A 12,422-nucleotide genomic window follows, 5' to 3' on the forward strand; every position below is an offset into this window, starting at 1 on the left:
TTGTCTTTTACAGCGGGCGGCGTGCCGCGCTCCCGGTGCGCGGCCGGAGCCGATCACCGACCGCGGCCACCACCTCCTTCCACTTGTCGTCGACGAAGAAGTGGTCCCCCGCGAACGGGACGACGTCGAACTGACCCGTCGTGTGCCGCTGCCATGCTGTGGTCTCCGCCAGGTCCACGTCCGGGTCCTGCTCACCCCACAGCGCGGTGACGGGGCACTCCAGCGGCGGCCCGTCGAGCCAGGCGTACGTCTCGGACGCGGTGAAGTCGGCCCGCAGCATCGGCACCAGGAGCTTGCGGAACGCGGGATCGGTCAACGCGCGCAGCGTGCGGGATCGTTCGCTCAGCCTGGCGAGGAACTCCGCGTCCGGAAGGTGGTGGAGCACCTCCTCCCGCAGCGGCAGGTGCGGCGCCCGGTGACCGGAGACCAGCAGACGCACAGGCCGGATGCCGTACTCGGCCACCAGGATCCGCGCGCACTCGAAGGCGAGCAAGGCACCGAGGCTGTGGCCGAACAACGCGATCGGCCGGTCCAGCATCCCGACCAGCTTGGCCCGGACATCGGCCAGCAGACCGTCCCACCGGTGCTGAGGCGTCTCCCTGATCCGTTCGCCGTGTCCGGGTAGCTGCATGGGACGCACGTCGACGTCCTGTCCCAGCAGCTTTCGCCACCGGACGTACGTCTGGGCGTTGCCGCCCGCGTACGGGAAACACAGCAGCCGCAACTGTTCAGTCACCCGCGCTCACCCCCGTCATGATCGAGGCGATGTTGCGGAGCAGGATGTTGGACGTGCCTTCGTAGATCTTGCCCGCCTTGGCGTCCCGGTAGAACCGTTCAGCGGGATAGGCGTCGGTGAACCCGTTGCCGCCCAGGGTTTCCACAGCCACCGACGCCGCACGCTCCGCCACCTGGGACGCGGTGTACTTCGCCATCGCCGCGAAGCGCATCCGTTTCACGGCGTCGTCGTCCCGTTGGAAGACGTCGACCGACTCGTACACCAGCGCCCGCGCCGCGGCCAACTGACTGGCCGCGTCGGCCAGCGGGAACTGGACTCCCTGGTATCCGGCGATCCGGGTGCCGAACTGCTCGCGGGTCCGGCTGTAGGCGACGGCCACGTCCAGCGCGCCCTGGGCGAGGCCGACCATCTGCGCGGCGATGCCCAGCCGCCCCAGGTCGAGTGCGGCCATCGCGACCGTCTGCCCGCCGCCCACCGGCCCGATCCGCTGGGCGGTCCGGACCGGGGTGCCGTCGAACACCACGTCCGCGGTGTGCGCCGCCCGCACTCCCATCTGCTCGACGCGGTCTTCGGTGGACACCCCGACGGCGTCCTTCGGTACCAGGAACGCCGTGGGCCCGCCGCCGTCCACGAGCGCGAACGTCAGCAGCAGGTCGGCGTTGCGCGCGTTGCTGGTCCACCGCTTGCGTCCGGTGAGCACGTAGCCGTCGCCGGTCGGCCGGGCGGTGGTGGTCAACGCGAAGGCGTCGCTGCCCGCTTGGTCCTCCGACAGGGCGAACGCGCCGACCTTCCCGGAGGCCAGCAGCGGGAGGTAGGTCCGGCGCTGGTCACCGGTTGCCTGCCGCAGCAACGTGCCCGCGACGAGCACGTTGTGGACGTCGACGCCGACCGCGACGCCCGGATCCACCCTGGCCACCTCTTCGATGGTGAGCACCAGTTGCAGCAGGGTGCCGCCGGTGCCGCCGTAGCCGCGCGGGATCTCCACCGACATCAGCCCGGCGGCGAACAACTGCTCGCGCAGAGTCGGGTCCAGGCTGGCGGTCTTGTCCATCTTGGGGGACAGCGGCGCGATCCGCTCTTCGGCGAACCGCCGGACGCGCTCGCGCCACTGCCGGTTCTCCGGACTGCTGTGGTGTTCCGGTGTGTTCACCGTGCCCGCACCGCCTCGATCGCCGTCGCCAGGTCGGCCACCGTGCGGGCGGCCAGCAGATCGCTCAACGCCAGGTCCAGCGCGTGTTCGCCGCGCAACCGCGCGGTCAGCCGCATCGCGTCCAGCGAGTGCAGGCCCAGTTCGCCCAGTGCGTCACCCGCGCCCACCTTCGGCACCTCCAGCACCTCGGACAGCAGGTGGGCGAGCAGCCGTTCGGTGTCGGTCCGCGGGGCGATGAACTCGCCCGCTGTCACGGCGTCCGGCGCGGGCAGCGCGGCGAGGTCCACCTTGCCGCCCGGTGTGGTGGGAATCCGGTCGATCCAGTACACCGCGACCGGCAGCATGTGCTCGGGCAGCCGGGTGCGCAGGAAGTCCCGCAGCTGCTCGGCAAGCCCCTCCACGCCTGGTTCGGTGGGCACGGCGTAGCCGACGACGCGGCTCGCGTGCACGACGACCGTGGCCGACCGCACCCCCGGTGCCTCTCGCAGCGTGGCTTCGATCTCGCCCAGTTCGACGCGGAACCCACGCACCTTGATCTGCGAGTCGGCCCGGCCGAGGAACCGGATCTCCCCGGTGGATGTGGCGGTGGCCAGGTCACCGGTGCGGTACAGGGGCATCGCCGACGGATCCGCGCCGAACCGCTGCGCAGTGAGCTCAGGCCTGGCGTGATATCCGGTGGCGACCGCGTGCCCGGCCACACACAGCTGACCGGTGGCCCCGACCGGGACTGGGCGGTCGTGCTCGTCAAGCAGGTACGCGCGTTGGTTGGGCAGCGCACGGCCGATCGGGATCGGCTGGTCGGCGCGTACCTCGTCCTCGCTCACCAGGTGATAGGTGGACACCACAGTGGCCTCGGTGACGCCGTACAGGTTGTACAACTCGATGCCGCGGTTGCCGAACCGCGCGAACCACGGCCGCAGGATGACGGGGTCCAGCCGGTCACCGCCGAGGAACACCTTGCGCAGGGTCGTTTCGCCAGCCAGTTCCAGCACCAGGTGTTCGAACAGCGACGGGGTCTCGCTGAGCACCGTCACCCGCTGCTGCGCGATCAGCCGGGCCAGGGCACGCGGGTCGCGGCCAGTCGCCTGCGGCACCACGACCAACCGTGCGCCGTTGCCCAACGCGCCCCAGATCTCCCACACCGAGTAGTCGAAGGCGAAGGAGTGCGCGAAGGTCCACACGTCGTCCGCTTCGAAACCGAACACCTCGCGGCCCGCCGCCAAGAGGCTCTGCACGTTGCGGTGGGTGATCGGCACGCCCTTCGGCCTGCCGGTCGACCCGGACGTGTAGAGCAGGTAGGCGGGCGCGTCGGGATCATCGGCCGGGGACGGCTCCCCCGTGTTCGGTTGCTCGACGACGTCCAGCAACGAGACCACTCGCGAGTCCTCCACGGGCAGCGCCGCCGAGCCGTCGGTGAGCACCAGTTCCGCGCCCGAGTCGGCCAGCATGTCGGCCAACCGCTCCGGCGGGTACGCGGGGTCCAGCGGTACGTAGGCCGCGCCGACTTTGAACACGCCGATCATGGCGGCCACCAGGTCGATGGAGCGGAGCATCGACAGGCCCACTCGCCGCGCTCCCGGGTGCCGGGCTCGCAAGGTGGCGGCGATGCGGTCCGAGTACTCGTCCAGCTCCCGGTAGGTCAACGCCTTGAGCTCGCAGGAGATGGCGGTGGCGTCCGGGTTTTCGCGCGCGTGCCGCCGGAACGTCTCGTGCAGGCATTCGGCCACCGGCTGGGCCAAGGCGGTGGTCTCGGGTTGCGGCGTGCTGAGGAACGACAGCTCCCCCAGCGTCAGCTCGGGGCGTTCGATGATCTGGGTGAGCACCGAGACGACCTCCTCGGCGAACCGCGCGGCGACGTCGTCACCCACTTTCCTGCGGTCGTAGACGACACGCAGCGGCATGTCGTCGCCCGGCATGATCACCATCGTGATCGGGAAGTGCGGCCTGCCGTCGTAGCCGAGCTCGGTCATCTCCGCGCCGACGTCGGTCAGGTCGAAGTCCGGCATCGGCACGTTCTCGTAGGACACGCTGCTCTGCAGCAACGGGATCGACGGGTCCATGTCGAGCAGCGCCTGCATCTCCGGCAGCGGCACCGCGCTGTGCTGCGTGGCCTCGATGACGTGCCTGCCGAACTCCCGCAGCCACGACCGCAGCACCATCGTGGGCGCGAGCTGCCTGCGCAGCGGCATGGTGGCGATCATCGGGCCGAGGATCTCGCCGGACGCGACCAGGTCGGCGGGCCGGTGCGCCATCGTGATCCCGCACGCCAGATCGGTGCGGCCGAGGAAACGGCCCAGCACGATGAACCAGGCGCCCTGTGCCAACGTCGCGAGCGTCAACTGCTCGGCTCTGGCCAACGCGGTCAGCCGGGGTGCCAGGTCACCCAGGATTCGCTCGAAGTAGGCGTGGGTGGGTTGGCCCGCGCGCACGTCGGCTCCGCCGAGGTGCAGCTGTTCGACGGGTTGGTACCCGGCGAGTTCCTCGCGCCAGAACCGCTGTGCCGCCGTGGTGTCCCGGTCCCGCCACCACGACAGGTAGTCGCGGTACGGCCGCCCCGCAGCCGCGGTGGGGTGGCCGCCGCGGCACAGCAGCCGGTAGTTGTCGATGAAGTCCTGGATTGCCAGCGTGAACGACCAGCCGTCCATCAACAGGTGCGAGAACCGCCAGGAGAACGTCCACTTGTCAGGGCCACGACGGATCAAGGTACTGCGCATCAACGGCACGTCGGTGAGGTCGAACCCGGCCGCGCGCTCCGCGGTCAGCGACGCCTCCAGCCGGTCCTCCTGTGTCTGTTCGTCGAGGTCACGCCAGTCCAGCGTTTCCAGTGGCAGCGTGGCCGCGCCGTGCACGACCTGCACCGCGGTCCCGTTCTTGCGCCAGTGGTACGAGCTGCGCAGGATCGGGTGCCGGTCGACGACCAGCTGCCACGCCCGTTCGAAGTGCTCGGGGTGCATGGTGCCGACGAACTCCAGCCGCAGCTGCTCCACGTAGATGCCGATGCCGGGCTGGGCGAGCTGTTCGTAGAGCATGCCCTGCTGGATCGGGGACAGTTCGTAGATGTCCGCGATGTCGCGGACTCCGTTGGTGCTCATCACAGTCCTCGCAAGTCGTTGAGGAACTCGCCGAGCTCGTCCCCGGAGAGGTCGGCCAGCGGGAAGTCGGACGGGTCGTAGGAGCCTTCCCTGGACGCGCGGCAGTGCTCGCCGATCTCCGCCAGCACCACGCGCGACGTCTCCGCCAGCCGGGCCGCCTCGTCTTCGGACACGGACTCGCCCAGCTGCCAACGGATTCGCAGTGCGCCGTCGACGACCGCCGTGCTCAGCTGACCGACGGTGTCGTCGTGCCAGCCCGCGGTCCCGGTCACGCCGACGAACTCCGAGGACACAGCGAACTCGATCTCGCCCCGGTCCCAGGTCACCAGCTCCCTGACCGCGATCGTCGCGCCGCGCACCGGCTGTGGCTGTGGGGAACGCAGCTGGGTCTTCACGGCGGCCAGGTACCGCTCAGGGCCGACTTCGGTCGCCGGGTCCACAGTGGTCAGTTCGGTCACCCGGCCGACGAGGTGCCCGGCGGGTTCGTCGCTGCCGGACAGGTCACCGCGCACCGAGCGTTCCACCAGCAGTTGCGGTGGTTCGGCCAGCACACGGCCCAGCGCGGCAGCCGCGGCGGTTGTCAGCACCTCGGCCGGGTCCAGGTGGTAGCTGGCCGCTGCGGCGCCGAACAGGTCCGCGGTACTGGTGGCGTCCAGTTCGATCGTGTGCTGCCGGGTCAGGTCCCGTGGTGTGCCGGAGGGTTCCACGATCCCGGCCGGGTGTGTCAGTTCCCGGCGCAGTCCTTCGTTCCACGCCTGTGGTGTTCCGGCGCTCGCGGTCCACACCACCGGTTGTCCGTCGGCCAGCCGCCGGTAGACGTGGGCCAGTTCCCGGCACAGCATCAGCACGGCGCCGTCGTCGATCAGGAACTGGGCCACCGCGCAGGCCAGGACGCTGCCGTGGTCGCCGAGCCGGATCACCGCGACCTTGAGCACCGGCCCGGCCTCGGCATCGAGTTCCCCGGCCATCTCCGCGACCATCTGCGGCACGGCTTCGGCCCGCACCTGCTCGGGCAGTGCGCTGAGGTCGATCTCGGCCACGTCGGGCACCTCGGCCGGTTCGAGTGGCACCGCGAACCGTTGCCCGTCGTCGGTCCGCACGCGGGACCGCAACGCCAGGTGGCGGTCGAACAGCGCCCGCAACGCCTGTCCGGCGAGTACCGGGTCGAAGTCGTCCGGCACGTCCAGCACCACGGACCCGGCCTGGGCCGCGGCCAGGGCCTGGTGCGGGGTGAGCGCCACGGCCGAGCCCACGTCCCCGATCCCCGTCTCCGCCGGGAGGGTCCGGGCCAGGTCGAGGAACGTCGTGCTCTCGAACAGGTCCTGCGGGGTGACCGGGATGCCCTCGGCGTTGGCCCTGCCGACGAACTGCACGCCCATGATGGAGTCGCCGCCCAGTTCGAAGAAGTTGTCCCGCGGACCGGGCTGGTCCACGTTGAGCAGGTCGGCCGCCAGGACCAGCAGTGTGCGCAGCGGCCCGCTGAGCTCGGCGTCCGCCACGGCCTCGCCGCTGCCTGCGCGGCGCGGCTCGGGCAGTGCGGACCGGTCGACCTTTCCGTTGCCGCTCAACGGCATCTCGTCGATGAGCACGAAGTCGGCCGGGATCATGTACGACGGCAGCGTGGTGGCCAGGTGTGCCCGCAACCGGTCGGCGAACTCCGTCTCGTCTCGTGTGTCCGACGGGGACGGCACGACGTGCGCGACCAGCCGCTGTTGTGTGCGGGCGCCGAGCGCCGAGGCGACGGCGTTCACCACATCCGGGTGTTGGGCGAGCGCGTGTTCGATCTCGCCGAGCTCGATCCGGTAGCCGCCGATCTTGACCTGGAAGTCGTCCCGGCCGAGGAACTCGATGGTGCCGTCCGGCAGGTACCGGCCGAGGTCACCCGTGCGGTACAGCCGTTCGCCCGTCTCCGGGTGCACGAAGAACGACTCGGCGGTGCGCTGTTCGTCGTTCCAGTACCCCTGGGCCAGACCGGCACCGGCGATGTACAGGTGTCCCGGCACCCACACCGGCGCGTGCCGCAGCCGCTCGTTGAGCACGTGGAAACGCTGGTTGCGCAGCGGGCGGCCGTACGGGATGGACGGCCAGTCCGGCGGCACCGCCCCGATCGGGTAGGCGATCGACCACACGGCGGCCTCGGTCGCGCCGCCGAGGCTGATCACCTCGGTCGCCGGTACCACCGCCCGCAGCCGGTCGGGCAGGGACAGCGGAATCCAGTCCCCGCTGAGCATCACCAGCCGCAGCGACGACACCGCGCCCGGCTCGCCAGCCGATTCGACGTGCTCGACCAGCATCTGCATCAGCGCGGGCACCGAGTTCCACACCGTGATCCCGTGCCGCTGGCACAGTTCGGCCCAGCGTGCCGGGTTGCGGCGGTCCTCGACGTCGGGCAGCACGATGGCGCCGCCGACCGCGAGCATGCCGAACACGTCGAACACCGAGAGGTCGAAGTTCAGCGCGGACAGCCCCAGTACCCGGTCACCCGCCTGGACACCGTAGCGCTGTTCGACGTCCACCAGGGTGTTCAACGCGGCCTGGTGGCTGACGGCCACGCCCTTGGGCGTGCCGGTGGAACCTGAGGTGTAGATGACGTAGGCGGTGTCGTCGGGCTGCGCCGGGCACGTCCAGCTGGTCACATCCGCCGATTCCCAGTCGACGTCGTCGGACACCGTCAGCACGTGCGGCGCGTTCGGCCAGAGTTCCGCTGTCGCCCGCTCGGCCAGGACACACGAGATGCCCGCCTGCTCGACCAGCCACCGGCGGCGCGCCTCCGGCAGGTCGGGGTCGAGCGGCACGTAGGTGCAGCCCGCCGCCGAGGCCGCCAGCGCCGCCACGATCTGCCGCCACCCCTTGGCCAGGCCGATGCCAACCACGGTGCCCCGGCCGGATCCGGCCTCGGTCAGCTCACGGGCCAGCGCCACTGCCCGGCCGGTCAGTTCGGCGTAACCGAGTGTGCGGTCATCGGCGATCACCGCGGGCCCGGCCGCCGCGGTCCGGGCCAGCACCCGGGCGGGCAGCACGCCCACGGGCAGCTCACCGGCTGTGTCGTTGGCCGCTGCCCTGGCTTCGAGCTGCCACGCGGGCAGGTCGAGCACCGGGGCCCGGTGCCAGCCGTCGCTGTCGGCCAGACCGACAACGAAGTCCTGGTATGCCTGGAACATCTCGGCCATCATGCCGTCGGGGAACAGCCCGTCGACGGCGTGCCACGCCAGTTCGAGGTTGCCGTCGAACTCCAGCAGGAAGTGGTCGATCGTCACCTGCGGGGTCTGCGAGACGAAGTACGCCTGTTCGCCGAGCCAGTCCACAGGGGACGGTGTGGGCTTGCCGTCGATGTCGCTGCCGAGCGCACTGGTGAACACGACCGGCATGACGTCACCGGCACCACCACGTGCCCTGGCCCGCTCACGCAGGATGCGCACGCCGCTGACGTACCGGTGTTCGAAGTCCGCCCAGCTCTGGCGTTGCAGGTCACGCACCAGCTCCGCGAAGCTGGCCGCCGACACCGCGTTCACCTCGAGCAGGTCGAAGGACGCGAACTCGCCGACCAGGTCGTCGACCTGCTCGTGCAGCGGCAGCCGGTTCACCGCGGTGAAGTTCAGCGTGAACCGCTGGGACTTGCTCCACGTGCCGATCGTGACGGCGAACGCGGCGAGCATCGCACTGGACGCGGTGACGCCGAACTCGCCGGACTTGGCTTTGATCCGGCCCCACACCTCGGCGTCCAGCCGGGCGTGCCTGCGCACGAACTCCAGCCGTTCACCAGCGGTGCTCTGCACGGTCGGCACTTCCGGCGCGGGCGGCAGTTCCCGAACCCGTTTCCGCCAGTACTCCAGCGCGCGCTCGTACCGCGCGGTCTGCCGCAGTTCCTCTTCCGCCAACACGTAGTCACGGAAGGACAGCGTCAGCTCGGTCGGTTCCAGCTCGGGCTCGTGGTAGAACTCCCGCCACTGCGGCAGGATCTGGTAGAAGAACGACGACACGTCAGCGACCAGCAAGTCGAAGCTGATGTGCACGCGGACGACGTGCTCCGGCAGCAGGCTGACCCGGACCTCCCACAACGGCCACACGTCGGCGCGGCGCACCTCCGTGCCCAACCGGTCGCGGATCTCGGCCAACTGCCGCTCGGCCGTCTGCGCGTCGGCCTCCCGCAGGTCCAGGATCTCGAACCGGTACGGCGTCACGTCCGGCAGGATGCGTTGCCTGCCGTCGGACAGCACGACCATCCGCATCATGTCGTGCTGGCGCACCACTCGTTGCCACGCGCGTTCCAGCCGGGCCACCTCGATGGTGCGGCTGTCGAACTCGAAGTACAGGTGCGGGGCCACGCCACCCATGTCGAAACTGGACAGCCTGCCGATCCACTGCGCCTGCTGCATCTCGGTGAGCGGGAACGGTTCGAACCGCTGCTCGGGTCGTGCGACGATGGCGGGCAGTGGCTCGTCGGCGTCTTCGGTGCCGGTCGCCCGCACCTGCTCGGCCAGTCCGCTGATGGTGGGCGTGGCCAGCAGTTCGCTCATCGGCACGGTGGCGCCGACCGCGGCCCGCATCCGGTTGAGCACCTGGGTGGCCAGCAGCGAGTGGCCGCCGAGTTCGAAGAAGTTGTCCCGGGTGCCGATCGGCGCGATGCCGAACAGCTCCTCCCACACCCCGGCGATCGCGGTTTCCAGGTCGTCGGCCGGTTCCACGTACGGGGTCACCAGCGTGCCCGGCCGGGTGGCCTTCGGGAGCTCGTCCGCCGCGGGATCCTCGTGCTCGGTGATCTGACCGGTGATGTCCGCGGCCTGTCCGGTTCCGCGTGGCTCGATCCAGTAGCGGTCCCGCTGGAACGGGTAACCGGGCAGTTCCACCCGGCCGCGCCCGCCGTCGTGCATGGCGGGCCAGTCCACGGCGCCGCCGAATAGCCAGACGTCGCCGACCGCGGTCCGCAGCACCTGACCGTCCGCAACGGACTCGTCCGGCCTGCGCATCGTCGTGACCACAGCCGGACGGGGCTGATCGGCCCACTCCGCGGCCCGCGCCAGTGTGCTGAGCGTGTTGCCCGGTCCGACCTCGACGAGCACGGCGGGCCGGCCACCGACCGCGGCGCGGACAGCGTCCGCGAACCGGACAGGGCGGCGCATGTGCGTGCCCCAGTACGACGGGTCCGTGGCCAGTTCGGCCGTGATGGGTTCGCCGGTGACGCAGGAGACGAACGGCCTTCCCGGCGCGTCGAGTGTCGCCTCTGCCACGGTGCGGGTGTACGGCTCCACGATCGGGTCCATCATGGACGAATGGAACGCGTGTGAGGTGTGCAACGGCCGAACGGTGAGTTCCTGGGCGGTCAACCGTTCGGTGAGCTGGGCGATCGCGTCGTGCGGTCCGGAGGCCACGCACAGCGTCGGTGCGTTGACGGCCGCGATGGACACCGCGGGCGGCAGCAACGGCTCGACGTCCGCCGCGGCGGCCGCGATCGAGACCATCGAACCCGTGGGCAGGTCTCGCATCAGCTTGCCGCGCACCGCGACCAGGCGGGCAGCGTCCGCCAGTGACAGCACTCCGGACAGGCAGGCTGCCGCGAACTCGCCGATGCTGTGGCCCACCATCATGTCCGGTTCGACGCCCCACGAGAGCAGCAGCTGGGCCAGCGCGTACTCGGTGGCGAACAACGCGGGCTGGGCCAGCGAGGTCTGCGTGAGCCCGTCCTCGGTGCGCTCGCTCGGGTAGAGGACCGTGCGCAGGTCGATGCCGAGCGGTTCGGCCAGCAGGCCCGCGCACTCGTCCATCGCCGCGGTGAACACCGGCTCGTTCTCGTACAGGCCCTGGCTCATGCCGGGGTACTGCGCGCCCTGGCCAGGGAACAGGAACACCACCCTGGCCGGGGTGAGGCCCGCGTCGGCGGTACGAACCCTGCCCTGGTCAGCGCCGGACAACACCGCCGCCGCGTCTGCCGTGTCGGCGGCGACGACGGCACGGCGATAGCGCATCGGCGCACGGCCCACCTGCAAGGTGTGTGCGATGTCGGCCAGGGGTGTCCGTTCGAGCTCGGCGAGCTTGCCCGAGACCGCCTGGCTCATCGCGTCCAACGCGGCCGGGGTCTTGGCTGACAGCACCACCAGGTGCGGCCGGTCGTCGGCGGCCGGGGCGGTGTCCGGCTCCGGTGCCTGTTCCAGCACCACGTGGGCGTTGGTCCCGCCGATGCCGAACGAGCTCACGCCGATCCGGCGCGGGAACCGGCCGTTGGGCCACTCGCGCAGCTCGTCGTTGACGAAGAACGGCGTGGCCGGGAAGTCGATGCGCGGGTTGGGCTGGTTGAAGTGCAGGCTGGGCACCAGTGTCCGGTGCTGCAACTGCAGCACGGCCTTGATGAAGCTGGCGATCCCCGCCGCGGACTCGAGGTGGCCGATGTTCGACTTGACCGAACTCACCGCACAGAACTGGGTGTCCGATGTGGATCTACCGAAGGCCCTGGTGAGCGCGGCGATCTCGATCGGGTCACCGACGTGGGTGCCGGTGCCGTGCGCCTCGACCGCGGTGATCGACCGCGCGGGCACGCCACTGGCGGCGATCGCCTCGGCGACCACCGCTTCCTGCCCGCGCACGCTCGGCGCGGTGTAGCCGACCTTGTCCATTCCGTCGTTGTTCACCGCGGAACCCTTGAGCACGGCCAGTACCCGGTCGCCGTCGCGCTGGGCGTCGGCCAGTCGCTTGAGCACGACCACACCGACACCGTTGCCGAAAACAGTGCCCGCGCCGTCGGCGTCGAACGGACGGCAATGCCCGTCGGGTGAGTAGATCAGGCCCTGCTCGTAGCGGTAGCCCACCCGGTGCGGCACCCGGACGCACACGCCACCGGCCAAGGCCAGTTCACAGGCGCCGGACCGCAGCGACGCGGCAGCCTGGTGCACCGCCACGAGAGACGTCGAGCACGCCGTCTGCACGTTCACCGCGGGCCCGGTCAGCCCGAGCTTGAAGGCGGTCCGGCTGGCGAGGTAGTCCTTGTCGTTGTGGATCTGCAGCTCGAACATGGCCGAGTCGAGCACGATCCGGTTGCCGCCGAGCAGGTTGGACATCAGGTAGGCGGGCATGTTCCCCCCGGCGAACACCCCGGCGTTGACACACCTGGCCGGGTCGATCCCCGCGTGCTCCATCGCGTGCCACGCCGTTTCCAGGAACAACCGCTGCTGCGGATCGAGCAACGCCGCTTCCCGCGCGGTGAACCCGAAGAACCGGGCGTCGAAGAGCTCGATGCCGTCCAGCGTCGGGGCGACCGGCACGTAGTCCTGTCCGCCGATCAGCTCGCGGTCGAGACCTTCGGCGAGCAGCTCCTCCTCCCCCAGCGGCTGGATCGACTCCACGCCCGCGCGGAGGTTGTGCCAGTAGGCGTCGATGTCGGGGGCGCCGGGGAAGCGGCCGGCCATCCCGACAACGGCGATGTCGTGCTGTGCGGAGGTCACCGGGATTCTCC

General features: G+C 70.5%; 4 protein-coding genes. All 4 read right to left on the reverse strand.

Annotation, left to right across the window (positions count from 1 at the left end; all coding sequences use genetic code 11):
- Positions 1 to 7 precede the first annotated feature (7 nt).
- From ALI144C_RS32055 to ALI144C_RS32070, 4 genes are read right to left on the reverse strand one after another with little or no spacing between them, the layout of a single operon-like run.
- Complete coding sequence (locus tag ALI144C_RS32055; protein WP_076990895.1) at positions 8 to 736, reverse strand: thioesterase II family protein; 729 nt, start codon at positions 734 to 736, stop codon at positions 8 to 10.
- Entirely contained in the window at positions 729 to 1,886 is a 1,158-nt protein-coding gene (locus tag ALI144C_RS32060; RefSeq protein ID WP_076990896.1) for an acyl-CoA dehydrogenase family protein, read from the reverse strand. The genes ALI144C_RS32055 and ALI144C_RS32060 overlap by 8 nt, the downstream gene beginning before the upstream one ends.
- The gene (locus ALI144C_RS32065) at positions 1,883 to 4,978 is read right to left on the reverse strand and encodes a non-ribosomal peptide synthetase (RefSeq protein WP_076990897.1); all 3,096 of its coding nucleotides are present in this window, start codon (positions 4,976 to 4,978) and stop codon (positions 1,883 to 1,885) included. Before ALI144C_RS32065 ends, ALI144C_RS32060 begins: the two co-directional genes overlap by 4 nt.
- Positions 4,978 to 12,411 (reverse strand): non-ribosomal peptide synthetase/type I polyketide synthase, encoded by a 7,434-nt coding sequence (locus ALI144C_RS32070; protein ID WP_237774413.1) that lies wholly within the window; start codon positions 12,409 to 12,411, stop codon positions 4,978 to 4,980. The genes ALI144C_RS32065 and ALI144C_RS32070 overlap by 1 nt, the downstream gene beginning before the upstream one ends.
- Positions 12,412 to 12,422: the final 11 nt, after the last annotated feature.

This window comes from Actinosynnema sp. ALI-1.44, assembly GCF_001984155.1.
Classification (GTDB): Bacteria; Actinomycetota; Actinomycetes; order Mycobacteriales; family Pseudonocardiaceae; genus Kibdelosporangium.

Coding starts and splice junctions, on each gene's coding strand:
- ALI144C_RS32065 (WP_076990897.1), bottom strand. CDS start 4,978: ATGAGCACCAACGGAGTCCGCGACATCGCGGACATCTACGAACTGTCC.